The organism is Actinomadura sp. NPDC048021 (genome assembly GCF_040653135.1).
GTDB classification, from domain to species: domain Bacteria; phylum Actinomycetota; class Actinomycetes; order Streptosporangiales; family Streptosporangiaceae; genus Spirillospora; species Spirillospora verrucosospora.
Map to the genome: position 1 here is coordinate 68,465 of NZ_JBEZJQ010000008.1, position 22,134 is coordinate 90,598.

Here is a 22,134-nt window from a genome sequence, read left to right on the forward strand (position 1 = left end):
CCCGGTGCCCGTCTACCCAGGAGGGGTGACCCGGAGCGGGAGGGCGCGGGCGGCTACTTCCGGGCGGGTGCAACGGCGGACTTCACGTCTCGGCGTGTGCCTCTCGGCGGCCGAGTATGGCCAGGTATCCGCCGTTGACGATCGCGTCGGCGGACGCCGCGTACTCCGCGGGGTCGTCGGGCAGGGTCGTGCCCAGGCCGTCCACGTACCGGTTGAACATGCAGAACGCGGCGGCGATCAGCACCGTGTCGTGCACCTCGACGTCGGTCGCGCCCTCGGCGCGGGCGGCGGCCACGTCCTCGGGCCGCACGGCGCGCCCGCTCCGCTGGACCGCGCCGGCCACCCTCAGCAGGGCCTTCAGCTTCGCCGACACGGGTGCGCTCTCGAGGTCGGCCCGCACCTGGTCGACCAGCGCGATGCCCTCGGGGAGCTGGGCGGCGGCGAACGCCGCGTGCGAGGTGGTGCAGAACTCGCACTCGTTGAGGGCCGAGACGTAGGAGGCGATCAGTTCCCGCTCGCCGCGGCTCAGCGAGCTCGGGCCGCGCAGCAGCACCTCGGCCAGCTCGCTCATCGGGCGAGCGGTCTCGGGCCGGTAGGCGAACAGCGAGATGATTCCGGACGCGTCGTTCCCCAGGGCGATATGCGGCATCGGTTCTCCAAACGTTGTCCACGTCAGGGATTCGCTCTCCGTGCACAAGGAAGTGTCTCGCATCGGGCGGGCCCAGGGCAGGGGGCAAAAGGTGTCAGATCCGGCCATGCTGGCATTCGGCTTCCGCGAAGCGCATTAGGCAGGCGGGTCCCTCCTCACCGCCCATGCGGGGCGACCATGCGGGGCCTGTTCACCGCCACTCCTCTGCGCGGTCACCTCTCTCCGCGGGTGCTTCAGGGCTCGGCGTGCTGGCGCCCGGCCGCGAGGTACTCGTGGTTACCTGGCCCCTTTTCGGCCTGCCGCTCGTCGTGTACTGCTTCAGGTGCTGTACACGCCGTCCAGGGCTTCAAGCTGCGACGATACTTCCCAGTGTTCGGTGACCTCCAGGTCCCGAAGATGCCCCGTATGTTCGATCAGCGACCGAATGAACTCCCCGATGAGGCCGATTAGCTCGTCGGCGTCGGCGTTGGAGGGCGGTTTCCTCCGATGTCAACGAGTCCCCAATGGTGCGGACGCCGCGATATTAGGGAACTGATCGACCGAAATTCGCTCGATCGTCTCGTTTATTGCACCAAGTTGGTTTGGTGTGTTTTCTGGCAGGGCCAGTCGGCCCTTGGGGGACCAGTTGTGACCTGCGCGAGTACGTCTGCGAGCACCTCGGGGACGACTTGGGGGCTGATCGTGGGTCCGAGCCGGTGGCGGGGGAGGCCCGCGTCGGCCGGGAGCTCAGGGCCGGCGCAGCTTCGCCGCGTGCGATCGGGCGGTGGACGCCGTGGCCGCGTCGCCGAGGGCTTCGGCGACGTCGGCGTGCTTGAGCCAGTTGAACGGGCTGGCGGGTCGTATGCTGATCCGCTCGCTGACCAGGACGCGGGCCAGATCGAGGCGGCCGGAGCGGAGGGCGGCCTCCAGCAGGGTCTTCTGCACCGCGTCGCGCTGCGCGTGGCTGCCGCCGAATTCGTTGACCTGGTGCCGGATGGGAGCGAGGAGGTCGACGGCGGCGCTGTGGTCGCCGCGGCCGAAGGCCACCAGAGCGCGGCAGACCGGAAGGCCGACGCGTGCGGTCATCGCCTGGTTGGTGACGTCGGGCAGGGGAGCGGCCAGGTAGGCCTCGCGGTCGGCGATCAGCCGGTCGGCGTCGCCAAAGCGGCCGGCGCCGACGAAGGACATCACCGCGTGCATGTCGTTGAACGCGTAGAACGGCTCCTCGGCCTTGGACGCCCAGGCGTCGGCCAAGGCGTTCCACCTCGCGGTCTGGTCATCGCCTTCGAGAAGCAGGCGCCAGAGCAGTGCGGCGGCGTCCAGCAGCTCCATCGCGGTGCCTGTCGACTCCGGGCCGTGGAGCACGGCGTCGTAGATCTCCAAGGCACGGGCCGTGTCTCCGGCCTCCAGTGCGTAAAGCGCATAATGCCACCACGCGTGCACGTTGAAGAACGTGCCGGTCGACCAGTCGGTCGTCCGTTCGTCCATGTAGGCGATGCCTCGCCGGAACCGGCCCTGCATCTCGTAGGTGTGGACGACCGCGTGGATGCCCCACACGTCCTTCGGGTCGAGCCCGACCGCGCGCAGGCCGACCTCCTCCGATCGGTCGTAGTGCCCTGCCTCCTCCAACCCGAAGGCGTACATGCCGAGCAACTGGCCGAAATGCCGGTCGGACTCGCTCCATGCCGTCAGCGCACCACCGACCCGGTCGCGCAGTGCGCGGGCGTCCCCGGTGAAGTAGTCGACCTGGTGGCCGACGAACAGCGCGAGGACGTCCCGCGGGTACTCCTCGCTGATCTGGCCGAGCAGGCGGCCGCAGCCGAGGAAGTCGCCCTTCACCAGGCGTTCCAGCGCCGCGACGTGGGCCCGCTCGCGGGGAAGGAGCCCGGAGCCGTCCACGCGCGACCGGAAGAGCCGGAACCGCTCCGCCGCGGCCCGCGCGCCTTCGGGCTCGGTGGCCAGAAGCCCGAGGTACGCCGACAGGACGTTGCCCAGCGGGAAGTCGGGATCCGCTTCGAGCGCCCGCTTCGCTTCGGCGTCCACCTCCGGGCGGAAGTGCAGCAGCTCATGGACGGCGTTGTCGTAGTGCTCGACCGCGGTGCGGCTGCCCGCCCCGATGGCCAGCCCGTGCTCGTCCGTCTTCATGGCCGTCATGTCTCCGTCGGACGTTCGACGTGTGCGGTGCCGGGGGCCGGGTCGGCGCCGCGGACCTGCTCGATGCGGCCGTGCCAGGGGGCCGTCCCCCGTGCGTGATCAGTCACTGGTGTCCCTTTGTCGGCCGTTTCAACAGAGAGGGGACCCGGCGTGGCCCGGTTCCTCGTGCCGCGCGGCTTCGTGGTCGTCGCAGGCGGCGCAAGACGATTCAGCCTTGCATGCGTCCTTCCACCCGGGCAACCGCCGACCGGCCGTCCCCACGCCGCCGAGCGCTGTAGATGGTTCCTACGGACGGCCAGGCGTGTCGGTGGAGCCGCCGGCTCGATCTGGCGAGGGGAAGGTGCGGCTGACCGCGGCGCAGGCGGCGTCGGCGATGGTGTTCGCTGTGGCGGTCGAGAGGTGGCCGGTGACGAGCCAGTGGTAGATCAGGGGGCCGAAGACCAGGTCGCGGACCGTGTCGGGGGCGAGCGCGGGGTTGAGGCGGCCCTCGGCCAGGCCGCGTTCGATCAAGGCGCGGATGGTGGCGTTCCTGGGGTTCAGGTAGTGGTGTCGTAGCGCTTCGGCGAGGTCGGGCCGACGGCCCGCTTCAGCGTGCACGGCAAGGACGGTCCGACCGAGCGGGGAGCCGGCCAGCCGGAGCGCGAACCCGGCGGACAGTTCCTTCAGATCGCGCAGCACGTCGCCGGTGTCCGGAACGGCCAGCGGCGGCACCTGTTCGACCAGGGCGTGGACCGCCAGGTCGTCCTTGGTCGGCCAGCGCCGGTACACCGCCGGCCGGCCCACCCCCGCGCGCGCGGCGACCGCCTCGATCGTCAGCTTCGCGTATCCCTGTTCGGCCAGCAGTTCGATCGTCGCCGCGGTGACGGCGCGGTCGACGTCGGCGCTGCGCGGCCGGCCGCGGCGTCCTGGGGCCCCCTTGCGCTGCTCGCTCATTTCAGAAATATTACAGTACGACTCGTAACGTAAAGGGAGGCGGGGATGATCCGTAAGAGCGTGACCTGGGGGCTGCTGCTGGCTTGGGCGGCCAACGACGCCGAAGAGTGGTTCACCATGGCTCCCTGGTCGCGGAAGAACGCGGGCGGCGGCGCTCCGGGACCGGTGTGGCTGCGTCGCGAGGTCTCCACGGCGCACGCCCGCACGGCCATCGCTCTCATGGGTGCCTTCATGCTCGCCGCCACGGTGGACGGCGCGCGGACCGGCGGGAGGTCCCGGCTCTATCAGGCCGCATTGGCCGGGTTCGGCGTGCACGGGCTCGGACACCTGGCTTTGAGCGTCAGGCAACGCGGCTACACCCCGGGTGTCGCCACAGCACCCACGATCGTCGTGCCGTTCTCCCTGTGGGCTTGGCGCGCGCTCGGCCGCGCAGGCGTTCGCCGCGACCCGGCGCGGACACTCCGCGACGCTGCGATCCTGCTCCCCGCGACCCTGATGGCCGTCCACACCGGAGCCGACCTGCTGACCTCGACCCGCGAGAAGAAGCGCTCTGGCTGAGCGGCCCGACACCCCGCTCAGGTCCGCCGGGGAGGTCTTCCGAGCTCCTCCTTGCGGACGACACCGGCTACCGGGGTATCACTCCGACTCGGCTCCCCAGCGTGACGCACCCGCCCCGGCCGCCTTTCTACCCTCCTCCCCGGCCCGCACGGACGAGACTGAGGGAGAAGCACGGATGCGCTCTTGCAGGAGCCCCGATCAGCCACCGCGAGGCAGGCCCCTCCCAACACGCGCGGCCGATCATAGGCTGGCGCTCATGACGTCCGAGGAACCCCCGCGCGCGCTTCTCGCCGGGGCGTCGCGTCGGTCGGTACGGCTGCTCCCGTGGGGGGCGGCGTTGGTGTTGTGCGTCGCCTTGCTGCCCACCACGATCACCGTGCTCAGCGTCGACTACGGTCTGAACGGTGGCTTCGCGGGCGCGCTGGCCGTCGCCCAGGCGGCACCGCTGCTGCTCGCCGTCGTCCGCCCGCTGCGGGCCTGGTACGTGGTCTTCGCCGCGGACGTGGCCGGGGCGCTCGCACTGCTCACCGTCGACTTCGACGAGCGGCTCCTGTGGCCGTTCCCGCCCATGGAAATCGTCGGGTACATCGGTTTCTGCCTCGCCCTCGGCCTGCGGGAGTCGCGCCGGACGCTGCTGCTGGTGTGGCTGGCGACGGCGGGCGCGAGCGTCGGCCTGGGGTTCGTCGCGCCCCACGGCACCGGCGCCAGGGAGTCGCTGCTCACGATTCTCAGCGGCGTCGCGCTCGTGCTCGGCGGTGCGCTGCGCGAGCGGTACGAGGCGCAGCGCAGGCTGGCCGAGCAGGAGACGATCAGCGAGGCCGAGCGCGGCCGGCGAACGCTGCTGGAGGAACGCGCCCGCATCGCGCGCGAGCTGCACGACGTGGTGGCGCACCACATGTCCGTCATCACGGTGCAGGCGGACACGTCGGTGTACCGCCTCCAGGGGCTGCCGCCGGACGTGCAGGAGGAGTTCACCTCCATCGCGGCGACCGCGCGCGAGTCGCTCGGCGAGATGCGACGGCTCCTCGGCGTGCTGCGGAGCGAGGAGGCGCACGGCGAGCTCGCACCCCAGCCGAGCCTGAAGCGGATCGGGCCGATGGTGGAGGCGACGGCCAGGGCGGGCGTCCCGGTGGAGTTCGCCTCCTGCGACGCCGACGTGCCCGAGGCGGTGGGGCTCTCCGCGTACCGCATCGTCCAGGAGGCCCTCGCGAACGTCGTGCGGCACGCGCCGGGCGCCCCGACAAGGGTGTCGGTGGCGGAGGAAGGGGGCTGGCTCACCGTCCTCGTCGTCAACGGGCCCTCGCCCGAGCCGCCCGCCGCGCCGCTGGAGGAGCGCGGCACGGGACACGGACTCGTCGGCATGCACGAACGGGTGCGGCTCGGCGGCGGAACCATCGAGACGGGGCCGCTGCCGGACGGCGGCTTCCGCGTGGCCGCCCGGCTCCCCCTGACGGAAAGGGACCCAACGTGACGACGCGCGTCATCATCGTCGACGACCAGGCCATGGTGCGGGCCGGCTTCGCCGCACTGCTGGCCGCCCAGAGCGACATCGAGGTGGTGGGCGAGGCCGCCGACGGCGCGCAGGGCGTCGAGCTGGGCCGGCGCACCCGTCCCGACGTCGTGCTGATGGACGTCCGCATGCCCGAGATGGACGGTCTGGAGGGCGCGCGCCGCCTCCTCGCGCCGCCGCCGGGCGTGACGCACCGGCCGCGCGTGCTGATGCTCACCACGTTCGACGTCGACGACTACGTCTACGAGGCGCTGCGGGCGGGCGCGAGCGGCTTCCTGCTGAAGGACGCGCCACCGGCCGACCTCATCGCGGCGGTGCGGGTCGTCGCCTCGGGCGACGCGCTGCTCGCCCCCTCGGTCACGCGCCGCCTCATCGCGGACTTCGCCCGGCAGCGTCCCCCCGCCCGGGGCAAGCCCGCGCTGCGGCTCAAGGCCCTGACGGAACGGGAGACCGAGGTCCTCACCCTGGTGGCCCGCGGCATGTCCAACTCGGAGATCGCGGAGACGCTGGTGCTCGCCGAGCAGACGGTGAAGACGCACGTGAGCCGCGTTTTCACCAAGCTCGACCTGCGCGACCGCGCCCAGGCAGTGGTCTTCGCGTACGAATCGGGGCTGGTGACCCCGGGCGAGTAGGACGCCCCTCCTCCACCCCCCACCGCCGTAGCACCTCCACATCGGCTCCCGGGTATGACGCCCGGCCCGCAACCGCGCTCGCACACTCCACCCGTGGCACTGCTCGCGGTCACGCTCCCGGCGCGAGCGGCGCTGCGCCGCTGGCCGTAGCACACGCATGCGGGCGGGAGCCGCGTCACCCGGGTTCTCGCCCCGTACGTCCTTTCCCGACCACGAAGGAGGTATGGACATCCATGCCCGCAACACTGGCTCCCCCCGTTCCCCCGGTCCGTATCCGAAAGGCCCCCGTCTGGGCCCTCGGCATGCTGGCGGCCGCCACCGGCACCCTGGAATCGGTGGTGGCGCCGACGCTCCCGCTGCTCCAGCGCGAACTGTCGATGAGCCCTGCCCAAGGGGCCTTGCTCAGCATCGCGATGCTCATCACCGGCGCTCTCGTCGCGCCCGTCGCGGGCAGTCTCGGTGACCGGCACGGCGGGAAGCGCGTCATGATCCGGCTGATGGCGGTGGTCGCGGCCGGCGGCCTGGTGTCCTCGCTGGCGCCGAACCTGCCGGTGCTGCTGCTCGGGCAGGTACTCCAGGGCGCGATGGTCGGCGCGATGCCGCTCTCGTTCATCCTGGTGCGCAAGCACCTCCCGACGGGCGAGTCGCAGGTGGCCATCGGGGTGGTCAGCGGCCTGTTCGTGGGCGGCGGCATGCTCGGGACGCTGGTCGCCGGGCCCATCGCGGAAGGACTGTCCCGGCACTGGATGTTCGCGATACCGACGTTCGCGATCGTCGTGGCGACCCTGTTCGTCCACCTGCTGATGCCGGACGACCCGCCGGCCCGTCCGGGCGCACGGATCGACTGGCCCGGCCTGGTCCTCCTGAGCGGCGTCCTGCTGACGCTCATGCTCGGGCTCGCGCTGGCGCCCGACGTCGGCTCGCAACCGCTCGCGCTCGGCGCGCTCGTCCTGGTCCTGGCCGCCTTCATCGCCGGATGGACGGCCGTCGAGCGGCGCGCGGCCTCACCGATGGTCGATCTGCGCCTGCTCGCGCGGCCCCCGATATGGAGCTCCTACGTGATCACGTTCGCCGTCTGCGTGGGGACGGCGGTGTCGATGTACCTCGTCCCGCAACTGCTCGCGGTGGCCGGCGACGGGTACGGCTTCGGGGCCGGCTCCACCGACATCGGGCGGTACCTGCTGCCCGGCGCCGTCACGGCCGCGGTCAGCGGGCCGCTCGGCGGGGTCGCGGTGCGGCGCTTCGGCGCGGGTGCGGTGGTCACCGCGGCTATCGGCGGCATGGCGGCCACGCTGGCCGGCCTGGCGCTCCTGCACACCGAGGTCTGGCACCTCGTCGTGGGCAAGGCACTGATCGCCCTGGCCAGCGGCGTCTGCATCACGGCGATGGTCGTCCGGACGGCCACCTCCGTCGAGCACGGCGACACCGGAACGGCCACCAGCCTGGTCCTGGTGACGCGCGTGATCGGCTTCGCCGCGGGCGCCCAGATCAGCGGCGCCTTCCTCACCGCCGGAACCCCCTCCGGCTCGGACGTCCCGGCCGAATCGGCCTTCGTCATCGGCTTCGCCATCGCCGGCGCCGTCACGGCGCTGTCCTTGGTCGCCGTCCGCACCATGAGCAAAGGAGCCAAGGAATGAACCGTCCTGATCTGACGCCGGTCGCCCGTACCGCGCCGAAGCGCGAGGTCCTGGTTTCGGGGGGCGGCATCGCAGGGCCCGCCCTCGCTTTCTGGCTGAACCGCCACGGATACGCCGTCACGGTGGTGGAGAAGGCAGGCGGGCTTCGCAGCGGCGGCTATCCCGTCGACGTGCGCGGCACCGCACTGGAGGTCGTCCGGCGGATGGGGATCCTGCCGCGCCTGCGGGAGGCGCATGTCGACTCGCGGCGCCTGACCTTCCTCGACGGGAACGGCGGCGAGGTGGCCTCGATCGACCCGCACGCCGTCACCGGCGGCGTCGCGGAACGGGACCTGGAGGTTCGGCGCGGTGATCTGACCAACGCTCTGTACACGGCGGTCCGCGACGACGTGGAGTTCGTGTTCGACGACTCCATCGACATCCTCGATCAGTCCGGCCACGGAGTCGACGTCACCTTCCGAGGGGGCGGCACGCGTACGTTCGACGTGGTGTTCGGTGCGGACGGCACGCACTCGCGCACCCGGGAGATGCTGTTCGGCCCCGAAGAACGGTTCCACCGGTACCTCGGCTACTGCTTCGCCGTGTTCACCATGCGCAACACCTTCGGGCTCTCCCACGAGACCGTCATGTGGAACACGCCGGGCAGGGCCGCGGCACTCTACGCCGTGGGGGACGACGACGAAGTGCACGCGTTCCTGAACTTCGCTCAGGAGGAACCGCCGTCCGACGCGTTGACGGGCCCGAAAGCCCAACGGGAACTGGTCGCCGCGGTCTTCGCCGACGCGGGATGGGAGGTCCCGGGCATGCTGGCCGCCATGCGCGACGCGGACGACCTGTTCTTCGACGGAGTCGGCCAGATCCGGATGCCCCGCTGGTCCAGCGGCAGGGTCGCGCTGGTGGGAGACGCCGCGTACGCGCCCTCGTTCCTCACCGGGCAGGGCACCAGCCTCGCGCTCGTCGGCGCGTACATGCTCGCCGGTTCCTTGGCCGGTCGGGAGCACGCCGCGGGCTTCGCCGCCTACGAACACGACACCCGTGAGTTCGTGACCCTGAATCAGGGGCTGGTCGGCGAGGGCGGTGCCGCCCTCTTCCCGACCACCGCCCAGGCTCTGGAGGAGCGGAACGAAAGGCTGCGCGGACTCAGCGCAATGCCCGCCGCGGGCGGACGACCTGCCCATTCGGCTCTCACTTTGCCCGCTCACCAGTGAGCCCGCGTTGAGGCGTGGCGCGTCCCGCCGGAGGGTGGTCGCGTGCCCCCATCACCACGTCAGGCGCGCCCGGGACTTGTTCCAGGAGGGAGTTCGTGAGCGATTCAGAACGGGGCTTTTCAGGCGCCGTGCGGGGTGGCCCAGGTGGCGGTGATGTCGCGGGCGACATCGCGGAGGAGGTCGATGAGCATGTCCGCGAGTGGGGTGAGGCTGGCGTCGGTTCTGGTCACGGCGTAGAGGTGGCGGTAGGGCTTGGGGTGGGTCAGTTCGCGATGGGTGGTGCCGGGGACGTGGGCCAGGGCCAGGCGTGACACCAGGGCCACGGCGATGCCTGTGCCGACCAGGGCTTGGGCGACGTCGTAGGACTCGGTCTCGAACCGCACGGTGGGGGTGAAGCCGGCCTTGCGGGCGGCGTTGTGGAACTGTTCGCGGGCGGCATGGCCGGCCAGGATGGAGACCCATGATTCGTCGCGCAGTTGTTCCAGGTGGAGTTCGGTGTCCGCGGGCTGCCCGGTGGCCAGTGGGTGGTCGTCGGGGAGGACCACGACCATCGGGTCCACCAGGAGCGAGTGCGCCCGTAGGTGCGGGGGCGGCGCGAGCGGCGTGTCCCAGGACGCGACGATGGCCACGTCCAGGTTCCCCGCGCTGATCTCGTCCGCTCCGCGCCCGGACACCACGTCGATGACGGAGACGTCGGCGGCCGGGTGGCGGTGGCGCAGGGCCGTCAGGGCCGGTGGCAGCAGGTGCATTGCGGCCGCCTGGAACGTCCCGATCCGGAGGCGGAGCGAGAGGTGGCCGAGCAGTGCGGCCAGTTCCGCCTCGGCCTGGTCCGATGCCTGCTCCACGGTCCGGCCGTGGGAGGCGAGCAGCGCACCGGCCGCGGTGAGCGTCGCTCCGCGAGGGCCACGGATGACCAGGGGGACCTGCCAGTCGCGCTCGGCCTTGGCCACCTGCTGGGTGACCGCCGCGGGCGTGAGCCGGAGTGCGTGGGCCGCCGCCGTCAGGGAGCCGTGCCGCTCGATCAGGGCGAGAAGCCGCAGTTGCCCCGGATCCACCAGCATTCACCCATGTTAACGCTGCACCCTTCTCTTTTAACTTCCCTTAGGGGCGCGGAGCGAGGAAGCCTGATGGCACACCCGTCGGCCGCAATCCCCGGAAGGGGTTCGTTCCCATGCCCACGCATGTGCCCGTCTTCGTCATCACCACCTTGTTGCTGGCGATGCTGCCCGGCGCGAGTCAAGCGCTGATGATCCGGCAGGTACTGGAAGGTGGCCGGCCTGCGCTCCACGGCACGCTCGCGGGCAATGCCAGTGGCTTCCTGCTGTGGTCGACGGCCGCCGCGGCCGGGCTGTCCGCCGTCCTGCTGGCCAGCCCCACCGCGTACGCGGTGCTCCGGATCGCCGGCGGCATCGTGCTGATGATCCTCGGGGTGAAGACGCTCCGGACCGCGCTCACGGTCGGGTCCCCCCGCCCGCCCGAGCAGGACGGGCGCGGCACCGGCTTCACGGGTGGATACCTCACCGGCCTGGTCACCAACCTCGGCAACCCCAAGGCGGGAGTGTTCGCCATCTCGGTGCTGCCCCAGTTCGTGACCGAGGAAGGCCCGGTGTTCCTGTCGACCGTCGCCTTGGGAGCCCTGTGGGCGCTCGTCAGCGCCTCCTGGTACATGCTGCTCACCTGGGCCGTCAGCCGAGGGCGCGCACTGGTGTCGCAGCCGACCGTCCTGCGGGGGCTCAGCATGACCACCGGTGCCGTCCTGCTGGCGCTGGGCGCCGCGGTGGCAGTAGGTGTCTGAGGGCCGGTCAGATCTGCAGGCCCTGCTCGCCCGCCGTAAACCGTGAGCACCTGCGCGGCGGCATTTGTAGGGGCGCCCAGAAGCGGTGAGGCGTGCTACTGAGTGGAGGTGTCGGCCGGTGGGGCGAGGCCGGTCATTGCGAGGTCGACGATGGCGTTGACGTGCTCGGCGTCGGCCGTGCGCGGGGTGAGCAGGCGGCGGTAGTAGGCGGCGCCGTAGAGCAGTTCGGTGACGAGGACCGGGTCGGCGTCGGCGCGGACCTGGCCCTTGCGCTGCGCTACGCGGATGCGGTCGGCCGCGGCGCCCGCCAGGTGACCGATGAAGTTGTCCCACAAGGCCTGGTGGAGGTCCGGGTCGTGCTGGGCCTCGCCGATCAGTGCGCGGTAGTGCGGGAAGACGTGCGGGTCGCCGAGGATGCGCGAGGCCGCCGCCATCTGCGTCTTGATGTCCGCGACGAAGTCACCGGTGTCGGGGAAGGTCGCGTCCATCTTCCAGGTGGACAGCAGGCCGTCCAGCAGCACGGCCGCCTTGGACGGCCACCAGCGGTAGATCGTGTTCTTGCCGACGCCGGCGCGGGCGGCGATGCCCTCGATGCTGACCTTGCGGTACCCGACCTCCTGGCACAGGTCCATGGCGGCCTTGATGACGGCGTTGGCGGCCTCTTCGCTTCGGCGCTCAGGACGTCTGGGTGACATGGGGACAGCATAGCCCTCAGGCGGCACGGAACGTTCCGTATTGACGCGGCGAGCGGCGGCGGGCATGCTGAGGCGGCACGGAACGATCCGTGCCGCCATCGAAGGACGAACCCATGAAAGTTGAGTTCACCCACGACATCGCCTGCGTCTGGTCGGCGCTCGGCTACGCCCGCTTCCAGCGGGCCGCCGAGGAGCACCGTGCGGGTGGCGGCGAACTGGAGGTCGTCTTCAGGCCGTACCAGACCGCGGGCTCCGCGGCGGAACCGCCGCCGAGCCGTGGCCATTTCCCTCTCGCGCTCACCGCGCGGGTCGAGCAGATCGCACGGGCGGCGGCGGTCGACGGCCTGGTGGTGAACCTCGACCGGATCGTGCCCGCCCGCACGGCCGACGCCCACCGGCTCATCGCGCTGGCGGCCGCGCACGGCACCGCCGAGGACATGACCGCCCGTCTTTACCGCGCCTACTTCAGTGACGGTCTGGACATCGGCGACGTCAACGTGCTGCGGGGCTTGGCGTCCGCGACCGGCGTCAGGTGGGACGGCGAGCGGCCCCACGCGGAACCGGCTCGGTCCGCTCGCGTGTCCGGCCCGCGAGTGCCGGTCTTCCGGTTTCCCGACGGGACGGTCCTGGTCGGAGCCGTGTCACTCGCCGCGCTGAGGGGTGAGTTGATGAGGGCCGACTCACCGCGCCGGCGCTCCAGCAGGACCACGCATCCGCGCCCGGCTCCGGTGCGACTATGACGCGTCCTGGTCGGTCGTGAACTTGGGCACCTTGATGACCAGCCCGCGGGTGGGGGCGCGCTCGGGGGTGATCGTCTCCCGCTGGGGCGAGGTGGCGACCAGAAATCTTGGGCCGACTTGACTGGACCGCAGCCCTTGCGTTGAGGGCGCTTTGGGGAGTCTTTACAGGTCAGCGGCGTCTTTGGGGTGTGCTTGACGAAATATGGGGCCGCTTGAACCTGTTGTGGGTGTGTGACCGACGGGAAAGCCCGTCCGGAGCGCCCGACCAGATCGTGACGGGCGCATCGAGTCCCTGATCATCAGGACGGCCGATCAAGGCACGTCCGCCGCCGAGTCCGCAGAGCGCCGATCACTGGCCGAGCGGAGCCGGGGACCCACCGAAACACCGGGGTGAATCCGCACTCCCGCCTTGCGCGGGGTCGCGGTAGGGCCACTTCCATGCCCGAACCCGACAGCTAACCCGGTAGGCGGACTGGAAGACCTCAGGAGAACCTTCGCATGACCGCTCGTACTTTCGACCTGACCAAGCGCATGGGCACCCGCTTCGCCGCCGGAGCCGTCCTCTCCCTGGCGAGCGCTTTCGGCTTCGCCTCCCTGGCCCCGTCCGCCCATGCGGACACCAAGCCCGCGAACACCGCGCACGTCGCCGCCGCGCCCCAGGCCGGCGCCAACGGCGCGAAGACCGCCACCGCCGGCGCCTCCGCGCAGGACGTCATCAAGCTCGCCCGCACGCAGATCGGCACCCACGAGGACGCCTCGGGCAACAGCAAGTTCAACGACTGGTACGTCGGCTCGCCGCTGGGCGAGCAGAACGCCCACCGCATCGGTTCCAAGAGCGCCTCGGTCTACAAGGGCCAGTCCTGGTGCGACATGTTCGTGTCCTGGCTGGGCCAGCACACCGGCACCAAGGGCATGGGCGCCGACGCCTACACCGTCAGCCACGCCAAGTGGTTCAAGAAGACCGGCCGCTTCGGCCAGACCCCGAAGCCCGGCGCCGTGGTCTTCTTCGCCTGGAACGGCGGGGGCATCAAGGGTGTCGAGCACGTCGGCATCGTCGTCAAGGACAACCACGACGGCACCATCAACACCATCGAGGGCAACACCGGTGACGCGGTGAAGAAGAAGGTCCGCGACACGTCCACCGTCGCCGGCTACGGCTACCCCCAGTACCGGTGAGCCAGGGCCGCTGAGCGGCCCGTTGCCCCGCACCGTCCAGTGGTGCCTCCCCCTTCTCCATCCCTCCGCGATCACACCCACGTCGCGAGCACGCCCACGTGCCGTGCGCCGGATCCGTCATGCCCGAACGGCGAGCCCCCGACTAGCCGAAGCCGTGACCCGGCGCCCCGGACCACCGAGCAAAGGATGAACATGCAGAAGCGAGCCATCGACACCGCCCTGATCGGTACCGCTCTCGCGGGCCTGCTGGCCGCGGGCGTGGCGGCCGGGACCTCCCACGGGGCCCAGGCCGACGAGCCGATGTCGCACAAGGTCATCGGACAGCAGGTGGCCGGGCAGCAGGTCACCGGCCACAAGATGACCGGACAGCTGGTCACCGGACAACAGCTGAGCGGGCACAAGGTGACCGGACAGCCGGTCACCGGAAAGCAGATGACCGGAAAGCAGGTGACCGGGAAGCAGGTGGGGCAGCCCGCCGCGAAGGCCACCCACCACGGCACCGCCAAGGTCGCACCGAAGCGCCACGCCGTCCTGTCGGGCAGCACCAAGGCGTCCTACTTCTGGGACGACGGCTCGGGCGTGAACGGCGACACGGGCGCCCCGGCGGGCGGCAAGCCGATGCAGAAGGGCCTGTTCGCCAGCCCGAGCTGGCCCATGCACACCAAGGTGAAGGTCACCTACAAGGGGCGCAGCGTCACCGGCTTCGTCGGGGACCGCGGGCCGGGCGAGCCGTCGCACCGCGGCGTCATGCTCGACCTCGACACCTACACCTTCCGCCACCTGGTGGACGGCAAGAAGCCGCGGAGCAAGTACGACACGGGCACCTCGGCGGGCCACCTGAAGGGCGTCAAGTACGAGATCCTGTCCTGGGGCCACGGCGCCGGCAAGAAGGGCGCCCCGAAGCCCCTCGGCTGATCAGGCCCGACCGGGTGACCCCTCCTGGCCTCACCACGGACCCCGCTCCCGTCTTCGGACGAGGGCGGGGTCTGTCACGTCCGGGGTAGGACTGGGGTGGGGCGCCAGCCGGGCGCTCCTGGGCGAGGGAGTGCCAGTGGGATTAGACGTCAGAGCGATCCAGGTAGTGACCTGCGACATCTTCGGGACGACCGTCGACTGGCGGACAGGGGTCGCCGGCCAGGTGGCGGCGATCGCTGCGGAGTGCGGTGTCGCGTTGGAGGGCGAGGCCTTCGCCGACGAATGGCGTGAGCGGTACCTCCCGTCCATGCAGCGGGTCAGCAGCGGAGAGCGGGAGTGGGTGTACCTCGACACGCTGCACCGGGAGTCGCTGGACGAGCTGCTGGAGCTGCACGGCGTTGCTGACGCCTTCGACGAGACCGCACGGCGGCGGCTCGTCCGGGCCTGGCATCGCCTGCCCGCGTGGGACGACTCGGTGGACGGCCTGGCACGCCTGAGGGAGAGCCGCGTGGTGGCGGCGCTGTCCAACGGCGGGTTCGCCCTGCTGACGCACCTGGTCAAGGGGGCGGGGCTGCCGTTCGACTGCATCCTGTCGGCGGAGCTCGCCCGCACGTACAAGCCCGAGCCGGAGGCGTACCTGACAGCAGTGCGGCTGCTGGACGTGGAACCGGCGGAGGTGCTGATGGTCGCCGCGCACAAGTGGGACATCGACGGCGCCAGGGGAGCCAGGCTCGCCACCGCGTTCCTGGAGCGTCCGCTGGAGAAGGGGCCCTCTCTCACGGCCGACCGGGCGGACGACGTGGAATGCGACCTCGTCGTGCGCGGGTTCGGTGAGCTCGCCGATCTCCTGGAGGCCGGTCCGCGGACCTAGCGGACGGGGCGGCCGTTCGCCCTGTCCGGGGCTTCCACCTTTCCGGCGATGTGTTCCAGGGCGGTGAGGTCTTCCGGTCCAAGGCGGTCGATGAAGTGGTGGCGCACTGACTCCAGGTGGGCGGGGGCGGCGTCCGTCAAGGTGTCCAGGCCGTGTTCGGTGAGGACCAGGAGGCAGCCCCTTCCGTCGGCCGGGTCGGGTGCGCGGCGGATGAGGCCGCGGGCCTCCATGCGGGTGGCGTGCCGGGAGAGCCGGCTGCGCGACCAGCCCATCTTCGCGGCCTGCTCGTGCAGGGTGCCGGCGTGGCCCGGCCGTTCCGACAGCGTGCTGAGCACCTCGTAGTCGGGCTCGGAGAGGCCGACTTGGGAGAGGTCGCGGGCGGTGCCGGTCTGGACGGCGATCACCATGCGGCGGAAGGCCCGCCACGCCCGTTCCTCGTCCGGGGTCAGCCAGCGCACGGGCTCGTCCGGCGGGTTCTTTGACATGTAAACAACCTATCGCCTAAGTTCATTTACATGTCAACGAAACAGGTGCGCGTCCTCGTGCTGGTGTGCAGCACCCGCCCCGGCGCCCTCGGCCCCGCGGTGGGGGCATGGCTGACCGAGACGATCACGCCCCGCGCCGCCGAGCTCGGCGCCGAACTGGTGCCGCTGGCCCTCGCCGACCTCGACCTCCCGTTCCTCGACGAGGAGGAACATCCGTCGGCGGGCGTGTACCGCAACGAGCACACGCGCAGGTGGAGCGCGATCGTGGACGGCGTGGACGGCCTCATCGTCGTGACGCCGGAGTACAACTACGGGATGCCGGCGTCCCTGAAGAACGCGCTGGACTACCTCTCCCGCGAGTGGGCGTGGAAGCCGGTCGGTTTCGTCAGCTACGGCAACACCTCGGCGGGCACGAGGGCCGTGCAGCACGCCAAGCAGGTGGTGACCACGCTGCGCCTGGTACCGCTGGGGTCCACGGTCGCCCTCCGCATCGCCGACGCCGTGCACGACGGGGAGGTGCGGCCCGCCGCCGCTGCCGGCAAGGCCGCGATCGAGGTCCTGGAGGAGCTGGTCCGGGTCGCGCACGCGCTCCGGCCGATGCGAGAGCGAGCACGGCCCGCATCGGCGGCCGGCCCCGAATCGGGCTCCTACCTGCGGCGGCTGACGCCGGACGATGCCCCCGAGGTGACCGTCCTGCAGCGGTGCTGCTGGGTGGACGAGGCCCTCGCCAACGACCCCGTGACCGTCCCGGCGCTGCACGAGTCCGTGGAGCAGGTCCGTGACTGGCTCGCGTCCTGGGACGCGATCGGGCTGTGGCGGGACGGCCGGCTCCTCGGCATGGTGCGGACCCGCCGCGAGGACGCCGAGTGGCACGTGGGACGGCTCGGCGTCGTCCCCGACCTGCGGGGGCGCGGCCTGGGGCGCTGGCTGCTCCATGAGGCGGAGGCCGCCGCCGACCAGGCCTGCCGCAGCATCGTGCTGTCCACGGGAGCGGGCAGCCGGAACAACATCGCGCTCTACCGGAGCGAGGGATACCGGCCGGCCCCCGTCCCCGGCGACGACGGAACCATCCGCCTGACCAAGATGCGCCTCAGCACTGGTTGATCGGCCCGTGCGCAGGGGGAGTGCGGCGCGGCGGGATGCGGCGGCGTTCACTCATCAGGTGGCCGCCCGTCCTGCGGTCGAGCGGGAAGTGGGAGAGCCAGGCCGGACTTGATGGTGTCGAAGACGACCAGGGTCTCGTAGCGCTGGACGTTGTCGTCCGCCTTCAACAGGCGGTCTCCGAGCCGACCGCAGTCGCGCATGCTCCGCGCGGCCAGGACGATTACGTAGTCCCACGGCCCCGCGACGCGGTAGCACTGCTGGACCTGAGGCTCCGAGCGCATCCGTTCGGTGAAGGCCCGGTGGTGCTCGAACGATTCCCGGACGAGGGTCACCAGGACCGTGGCCAGGACGGTGGGACCGAAGCGGTGCGGATCGAGGACGGCGACCTGCCGGGCGATGAGCCCGTGCCGGCGGTAGCGGGCGATCCGCCGCTGGACGGCGCTCGGGGACAGTCCGACCTGTTCCCCGAGGTCGTGCAGGGTGCGCCCGGCGTCGTGCTGAAGGAGGTCCAGCAGCAGGGCGTCGATCTCGTCCAGGCGGGGCGGCGGCGATTCGGGCACGCAAGATTATTGCGCCTTGGTGCAAGAATTCTCAATCGCGTCGATCGGGAGCTCGGTTAGCGTCGGCCGGGTCGGAAAGCCTCGGCGGAAGGTGGCGCGCATGGACCTGGGCGTGGCGCGGATCGAGCAGGCCCTACGGGTGATCGATCCGGTGTTCCTCAACACCCCGCAGTACCTCGACGAACAGCTGTGCCGGGCGCTGGGCGGCCGCGCGGTGACGGTGAAACTGGAGACGGCCAACCCGGTGCGCAGCTTCAAGGGCCGGGGCGCCGACCTGATGCTCAGCACGCTCGCCCCCGGCACGCCGGTGGTGTGCGCCAGCTCGGGCAACTTCGGGCAGGCCGTCGCCTACGCCGGGCGAGCTCGCGGGATGCCGGTCGAGGTGTTCGTGCCCGAGACCGTCAATCCCGGCAAGCGCGAGCGGATGGAGACGTTCGGCGCCCGCGTCGTCGCGGCGGGACCGGACGGCTCGTCGGCGCGGGAGGCCGCGGCCGCCCACGCCGGGCGCCATCCTGACCGCGTCCATCTGCAGGACGGCGTCCAGGCGGCGATCGCCGAAGGCGCCGGGACGATCGGCGCCGAGCTGACCCGCGGCGCGCCGGCCGGGGCGTGCTTCGACGCCGTCGTGCTCCCGGTCGGGGACGGCGCGCTGATCAACGGCGTGGCGCGCTGGATGAAGGAGCACGCTCCCGGGACCCGGGTCGTGGGGGTCAACGCCGAAGGCGCTCCCTCGATGGCGGAAAGCCTGCGTGCCGGCCGCGCGGTCCGCGCCGGACGTGCTCGCACCTTCGCCGACGGCATCGCGGTGCGTCGCCCGACGGAGGCTTCGGTGCGGCGGGCCCGCGTCCTGGTGGACGAGATGATCCTGGTGACGGACGAGGCCATCGCCGACGCCATGGAGTTGGCGGCGCGCACGCTCGGCATCGTCCTGGAGCCGGCGGGCGCGGCGGGCCTGGCGGCGATCGCCGGGGGCGCGGTCCCCGGCGACCGCCTGGCGACGGTGCTGACCGGCGCCAATCCCCGTCCCGAGCAGGTCCGGGAGCTGGCGGCCCGGCTCACGTGCGCTGTGCCGGCGCCCGCTGGACGCGCGAACTTCTGAACGACCCCACACACCATGGAGGAAAGCGCAGTGAAGCGCATCGGCATCATCGGGGTAGGGGAGATCGGCCGAGCCATCGTGGACGGCCTGTACTGCCGGGACGACGACGCGCCCGAGGTGTTCCTCTCCCCTCGCGGAGCCCGCACGGCGGCGTACCTGTCCGAGCGCTACGAAAGCGTCCGGGTGTCCCGACAACCAGGCGGTCGTGGACCGCTCCGAGATCGTGATCATCGCCGTACGCCGTCAGGACCGCCACGAAGCGCTCGCCGGCCTGACGGTGCCCGACGACAAGATCGTGATCAACGTGATGGCCGGCGTCGGCAACGACGACCTGCGAAGGACGCTGACCACGGACGCCCAACTCGTTCGGGCCATCCCGCTGCCCGCGATACGCGAACGCCGCTCCGTCACGGTGACGTGCCCGTCCCACCCGGTGGCGGACTCTCTCTTCGAGCACCTGGGCGGGGCGCTCCCGGTCGCGGACGAGACGGCCTTCGACGTCTTCTCCGCACTGACGGGAACGCTCACCACCCACTACTCCTACCTCGCCGCGCTCACCTCGTGGGCCGTCGGCCACGGCATCGCCCCCGACGACGCGGACGGCTACGTCCGCAGCCTCTTCCAGGAGGTCGGCCGGGCTCTGGGCGACGACACCCGGACCCTGCGGCAGCTCGCAGCCGATCACGAGACCCCGAAGGGGAACAACGAGCGCATTCGCACCACCTGGTTCACCCCGGCCAACTCCGAAGCCCTCACCCGGGCGCTGGACGACCTCGTCGCCGCCCTCGCGGGATGACGGAACCGCTCCGAGGAGCCGCCGATGTTCACGTCGGCGCCCCCCGCCTCGGCGAAGGCGGGCACGCCCACGGCGACCGGCGGCGTCAGAGGGTCGCGAGGGGGACGGGGAGCCGGTCGCGCAGTTCGTCGACCGTGACACCGAAGGTCTCGCGGACCGCCGCCCCGTCCGGGCCGACGTCGATGACGGCGACGTCGGTGTAGACCCTGCTGACGCAGCCGGTGCCGGTCAGCGGGTAGGTGCGGGCGGGCACCAGCTTGGAGCGGCCCTGCTTGTCGAAGAGGGTCATCATCACGAAGACCTGCTTGGCGCCGATGGCCAGGTCCATCGCGCCGCCGACGGCCGGAATGGCGTCGGCGGCCCCGGTGTGCCAGTTGGCGAGGTCCCCGGTGGCCGAGACCTGGAAGGCGCCGAGCACGCACACGTCCAGGTGGCCGCCGCGCATCATGGCGAAGGAGTCGGCATGGTGGAAGTAGGAAGCTCCGGGCAGTTCGGTCACGGGGACCTTGCCGGCGTTCGTGAGATCGGGGTCGATCTCCTCGCCGACGGCGGCGGGGCCCATGTTGAGCATGCCGTTCTCGGTGTGGAGCACGATGCCCGCGCCGTCGGGGAGATGGTCGGCGACCCTGGTCGGCCGGCCGATGCCGAGGTTGACGTAGGAGCCGGCCGGGATGTCGCGGGCGACGACCTCGGCGAGCTCGTCCGGGGAGAGGGGCCCGGTGGTGGAAGGCATGGTCAGCGTGCTCCTTGGACGGTGTAGCGCCGTTGCTCGACCGGCACGACGCGGTCGACGTAGATGCCGGGCGTGACCACCGTCTCCGGGTCGATGTCGCCGGCGGGGACGACGCCGGACACCTGCGCGATCGTGGTGGTCGCGGCCGTCGCCATGACGGGGCCGAAGTTCCGGGCGGTCTTCCGGTAGACGAGGTTGCCCATCGTGTCGGCGCGGTGGGCGCTGATCAGCGCCACGTCGCCCTTGATCGGGTACTCCAGGACGTGGACGCGCCCGTCGATGGTCCGGGTCTCCTTGCCCTCGGCGAGGGGGGTGCCGGCGCCGGTCGGGCAGTAGAAGGCGCCGATGCCCGCGCCGGCCGCGCGCATCCGTTCGGCGAGGTTGCCCTGCGGCACGACCTCCAGCTCGATCTTCCCGGCCCGGTACAGCCCGTCGAAGACGTGGGAGTCGCTCTGCCGGGGGAAGGAGCAGATCACCTTGCGCACCCGCCCGGCCTTGAGCAGGGCGGCGAGCCCGACGTCGCCGTTGCCGGCGTTGTTGGACACGATGGTGAGGTCCCCCGCGCCCTGCCGGATCAGGCCGTCGACAAGGTCGAAGGGCATTCCCGCGAAGCCGAAGCCGCCGACCAGGACGGTGCTGCCGTCCTCGATCCCGCGGACGGCCTCGTCGACGCTTTCGAGGATCTCCGTCCGGCTCATGCCCCGGCCCCCGCGCCGCGCAGGTCCGTGTTCTCCAGGACGACGGCGAGCCCCTGCCCGACGCCGATGCAGATCGCGGCGACGCCCCAGCGCTCGCGGCGTTCGCGGAGCACCTTCGCGAGCGTGCCGAGGACGCGGGCGCCGCTGGCGCCGAGCGGGTGGCCGATCGCTATCGCGCCGCCCCGGGTGTTGACGATCTCCGGATCGACGCCCCAGGCCTCGACGCAGACGAGGGACTGCACGGCGAAGGCCTCGTTGAGCTCGACCGCGCCGACCCGGTCCCAGCCGATCCCGGCCCGGGCCAGGGCGCGGTCGGCGGCCTCGACCGGGGCGTAGCCGAAGTCCTGCGGGTCGAGCGCGAACGCGCCGCGCCCGGCGATGCGGCAGAGGGGGTCGAGGCCGATCAGGTCGGCGGCGGCGGCCGAGCCGAGCAGCAGGGCGGCGGCGCCGTCGCTCAGCGGCGAGGCGTTGCCGGCGGTGATGGTGCCGTCCGCGCGGAAGCTCGGCCTGAGCCCGGCCAGTTTCTCCAGAGAGGTGTCGGCGCGGACGCCCTCGTCGCGCTCCAGTTCCCCCGCGGGCACGACGAGGTCGTCGTAGAAGCCCTCGTTCCAGGCGGCCGCCGCGAGCCGGTGGGAGCGCAGCGCGAACGCGTCCTGGCGCTCCCGGCTGACGGCGTGCTTCTCCCGGAGCGATTCGTTGGCCTCGCCGAGCGAGACGGTCCACTCCCTCGGCATGCGCGGGTTCACCAGCCGCCAGCCGAGCGTGGTCGACACGGCGGCGAGGTCTCCGGGCGGGAACCCTCGGGCCGGCTTCGGCAGCACCCACGGCGCCCGGGTCATCGACTCGACTCCGCCGGCCACCACCACGTCGGCGTCCCCCACCTCGATCGTTCGGGAGGCGCTCATCGCGGCGTCGAGGCTGGAGCCGCACAGCCGGTTGACGGTGGTGCCCGGCACGCTCGTCGGCAGCCCGGCGAGCAGCGCCGCCATCCTGCCGACGTTGCGGTTCTCCTCGCCCGCACCGTTCGCGTTACCCCAGACGACCTCCCCGACCGCGGCCGCGTCCAGCCGGGGCGCCCTGGCCAGCAGCGCGCTGATCACGTCTGCAGCGAGGTCGTCCGGCCGGACGCCCGCCAGGGCGCCGTTGAACCGTCCGAACGGTGTCCGGACGGCGGAGTACAGATAGGAGCTCATGGCGTCGAGGCTAA

The 22,134-nt window shown here is 71.6% G+C and carries 23 protein-coding genes and 1 riboswitch; of the genes, 13 read left to right on the top strand and 10 right to left on the bottom strand.

From position 1 onward, the window contains the following. Positions 1 to 82: 82 nt before the first annotated feature. The 3 genes from AB0C87_RS15195 to AB0C87_RS15205 all read right to left on the bottom strand — a co-directional run bounded on the left by AB0C87_RS15195 (position 83) and on the right by AB0C87_RS15205 (position 3,715). Positions 83 to 649: a peroxidase-related enzyme gene (locus AB0C87_RS15195; RefSeq protein WP_345173841.1), complete on the bottom strand. Its 567-nt coding sequence runs from the start codon at positions 647 to 649 to the stop codon at positions 83 to 85. A gap of 726 nt (positions 650 to 1,375) precedes the next feature. Continuing rightward, on the bottom strand, positions 1,376 to 2,782 hold the full coding sequence (locus tag AB0C87_RS15200; protein ID WP_353831146.1) for a tetratricopeptide repeat protein: 1,407 nt from the start codon (positions 2,780 to 2,782) through the stop codon (positions 1,376 to 1,378). Between the two features lie 285 nt (positions 2,783 to 3,067). Next, positions 3,068 to 3,715, bottom strand: a complete 648-nt coding sequence (locus tag AB0C87_RS15205; RefSeq protein ID WP_360577956.1) for a TetR/AcrR family transcriptional regulator — start codon at positions 3,713 to 3,715, stop codon at positions 3,068 to 3,070. A gap of 45 nt (positions 3,716 to 3,760) precedes the next feature. On the opposite strand from AB0C87_RS15205, the gene AB0C87_RS15210 reads away from it, so the two are divergent. From AB0C87_RS15210 to AB0C87_RS15230, 5 genes are all read left to right on the top strand, one after another. Next, positions 3,761 to 4,273 (top strand): HXXEE domain-containing protein, encoded by a 513-nt coding sequence (locus tag AB0C87_RS15210; protein WP_345173833.1) that lies wholly within the window; start codon positions 3,761 to 3,763, stop codon positions 4,271 to 4,273. 256 nt (positions 4,274 to 4,529) lie between these two features. Continuing rightward, complete coding sequence (locus AB0C87_RS15215; protein ID WP_360577958.1) at positions 4,530 to 5,744, top strand: sensor histidine kinase; 1,215 nt, start codon at positions 4,530 to 4,532, stop codon at positions 5,742 to 5,744. Next, positions 5,741 to 6,415, top strand: coding sequence for a response regulator transcription factor (locus AB0C87_RS15220; RefSeq protein ID WP_360577960.1), 675 nt, complete (start codon positions 5,741 to 5,743; stop codon positions 6,413 to 6,415). The genes AB0C87_RS15215 and AB0C87_RS15220 overlap by 4 nt, the downstream gene beginning before the upstream one ends. A gap of 233 nt (positions 6,416 to 6,648) precedes the next feature. Further along, entirely contained in the window at positions 6,649 to 8,052 is a 1,404-nt protein-coding gene (locus AB0C87_RS15225) for an MFS transporter (protein ID WP_360577962.1), read from the top strand. Then, positions 8,049 to 9,260, top strand: coding sequence for an FAD-dependent monooxygenase (locus AB0C87_RS15230; RefSeq protein WP_360577964.1), 1,212 nt, complete (start codon positions 8,049 to 8,051; stop codon positions 9,258 to 9,260). Before AB0C87_RS15225 ends, AB0C87_RS15230 begins: the two co-directional genes overlap by 4 nt. Before the next feature lie 119 nt (positions 9,261 to 9,379). Here AB0C87_RS15230 and AB0C87_RS15235 read toward each other — a convergent pair whose 3' ends face one another. Continuing rightward, positions 9,380 to 10,321, bottom strand: a complete 942-nt coding sequence (locus tag AB0C87_RS15235) for a LysR family transcriptional regulator (RefSeq protein WP_360577966.1) — start codon at positions 10,319 to 10,321, stop codon at positions 9,380 to 9,382. A gap of 110 nt (positions 10,322 to 10,431) precedes the next feature. On the opposite strand from AB0C87_RS15235, the gene AB0C87_RS15240 reads away from it, so the two are divergent. After that, positions 10,432 to 11,055 carry a LysE family translocator gene (locus AB0C87_RS15240; protein ID WP_360577968.1) on the top strand — a complete coding sequence of 208 codons (624 nt, stop codon included), beginning with the start codon at positions 10,432 to 10,434 and terminating at the stop codon, positions 11,053 to 11,055. Positions 11,056 to 11,150: 95 nt separating this feature from the next. Here the strand turns inward: AB0C87_RS15240 and AB0C87_RS15245 are convergent, their stop codons facing one another. Continuing rightward, the gene (locus AB0C87_RS15245) at positions 11,151 to 11,750 is read right to left on the bottom strand and encodes a TetR/AcrR family transcriptional regulator (RefSeq protein WP_345173827.1); all 600 of its coding nucleotides are present in this window, start codon (positions 11,748 to 11,750) and stop codon (positions 11,151 to 11,153) included. A 113-nt stretch (positions 11,751 to 11,863) separates the two neighbouring features. Between AB0C87_RS15245 and AB0C87_RS15250 the strand changes: the two genes are divergently transcribed. The 4 genes from AB0C87_RS15250 (at position 11,864) to AB0C87_RS15265 (ending at position 15,452) form a co-directional block, all read left to right on the top strand. Further along, a complete protein-coding gene (locus AB0C87_RS15250) occupies positions 11,864 to 12,490 on the top strand; it encodes a DsbA family protein (RefSeq protein WP_360577969.1) in 627 nt (208 codons plus the stop codon). 333 nt (positions 12,491 to 12,823) lie between these two features. Next, positions 12,824 to 12,974: riboswitch (cyclic di-AMP (ydaO/yuaA leader) on the top strand. Between the two features lie 14 nt (positions 12,975 to 12,988). Continuing rightward, positions 12,989 to 13,666: a CHAP domain-containing protein gene (locus tag AB0C87_RS15255; protein WP_345173822.1), complete on the top strand. Its 678-nt coding sequence runs from the start codon at positions 12,989 to 12,991 to the stop codon at positions 13,664 to 13,666. Between the two features lie 192 nt (positions 13,667 to 13,858). Continuing rightward, the gene (locus tag AB0C87_RS15260; protein WP_360577971.1) at positions 13,859 to 14,581 is read left to right on the top strand and encodes a hypothetical protein; all 723 of its coding nucleotides are present in this window, start codon (positions 13,859 to 13,861) and stop codon (positions 14,579 to 14,581) included. Between the two features lie 136 nt (positions 14,582 to 14,717). Next, positions 14,718 to 15,452 carry a haloacid dehalogenase type II gene (locus AB0C87_RS15265; RefSeq protein ID WP_360577972.1) on the top strand — a complete coding sequence of 245 codons (735 nt, stop codon included), beginning with the start codon at positions 14,718 to 14,720 and terminating at the stop codon, positions 15,450 to 15,452. Here the strand turns inward: AB0C87_RS15265 and AB0C87_RS15270 are convergent. Beyond that, a complete protein-coding gene (locus AB0C87_RS15270) occupies positions 15,449 to 15,937 on the bottom strand; it encodes a MarR family winged helix-turn-helix transcriptional regulator (protein ID WP_360577974.1) in 489 nt (162 codons plus the stop codon). The two genes, AB0C87_RS15265 and AB0C87_RS15270, sit on opposite strands and share 4 nt — an antisense overlap. A gap of 30 nt (positions 15,938 to 15,967) precedes the next feature. On the opposite strand from AB0C87_RS15270, the gene AB0C87_RS15275 reads away from it, so the two are divergent. Further along, entirely contained in the window at positions 15,968 to 17,041 is a 1,074-nt protein-coding gene (locus tag AB0C87_RS15275; protein ID WP_360577976.1) for a bifunctional NAD(P)H-dependent oxidoreductase/GNAT family N-acetyltransferase, read from the top strand. Between the two features lie 47 nt (positions 17,042 to 17,088). Here AB0C87_RS15275 and AB0C87_RS15280 read toward each other — a convergent pair whose 3' ends face one another. Beyond that, on the bottom strand, positions 17,089 to 17,601 hold the full coding sequence (locus AB0C87_RS15280; RefSeq protein WP_360577978.1) for an Lrp/AsnC family transcriptional regulator: 513 nt from the start codon (positions 17,599 to 17,601) through the stop codon (positions 17,089 to 17,091). A 100-nt stretch (positions 17,602 to 17,701) separates the two neighbouring features. Between AB0C87_RS15280 and AB0C87_RS15285 the strand changes: the two genes are divergently transcribed. After that, entirely contained in the window at positions 17,702 to 18,700 is a 999-nt protein-coding gene (locus AB0C87_RS15285) for a pyridoxal-phosphate dependent enzyme (protein WP_360577980.1), read from the top strand. Between the two features lie 205 nt (positions 18,701 to 18,905). After that, the gene (locus AB0C87_RS15290; RefSeq protein WP_360577982.1) at positions 18,906 to 19,496 is read left to right on the top strand and encodes a pyrroline-5-carboxylate reductase; all 591 of its coding nucleotides are present in this window, start codon (positions 18,906 to 18,908) and stop codon (positions 19,494 to 19,496) included. Positions 19,497 to 19,581: 85 nt separating this feature from the next. On the opposite strand, the gene AB0C87_RS15295 is transcribed toward AB0C87_RS15290, so the two are convergent. Genes AB0C87_RS15295 through AB0C87_RS15305 form a run of 3 tightly spaced genes read right to left on the bottom strand, consistent with a single transcriptional unit; the run spans position 19,582 to position 22,120 of the window. Then, the gene (locus AB0C87_RS15295; protein ID WP_360577984.1) at positions 19,582 to 20,229 is read right to left on the bottom strand and encodes a 3-oxoacid CoA-transferase subunit B; all 648 of its coding nucleotides are present in this window, start codon (positions 20,227 to 20,229) and stop codon (positions 19,582 to 19,584) included. Between the two features lie 2 nt (positions 20,230 to 20,231). Then, on the bottom strand, positions 20,232 to 20,927 hold the full coding sequence (locus AB0C87_RS15300; RefSeq protein WP_360353402.1) for a 3-oxoacid CoA-transferase subunit A: 696 nt from the start codon (positions 20,925 to 20,927) through the stop codon (positions 20,232 to 20,234). Continuing rightward, a complete protein-coding gene (locus tag AB0C87_RS15305) occupies positions 20,924 to 22,120 on the bottom strand; it encodes an acetyl-CoA C-acyltransferase (RefSeq protein WP_353831132.1) in 1,197 nt (398 codons plus the stop codon). The genes AB0C87_RS15300 and AB0C87_RS15305 overlap by 4 nt, the downstream gene beginning before the upstream one ends. Positions 22,121 to 22,134 lie beyond the last annotated feature (14 nt).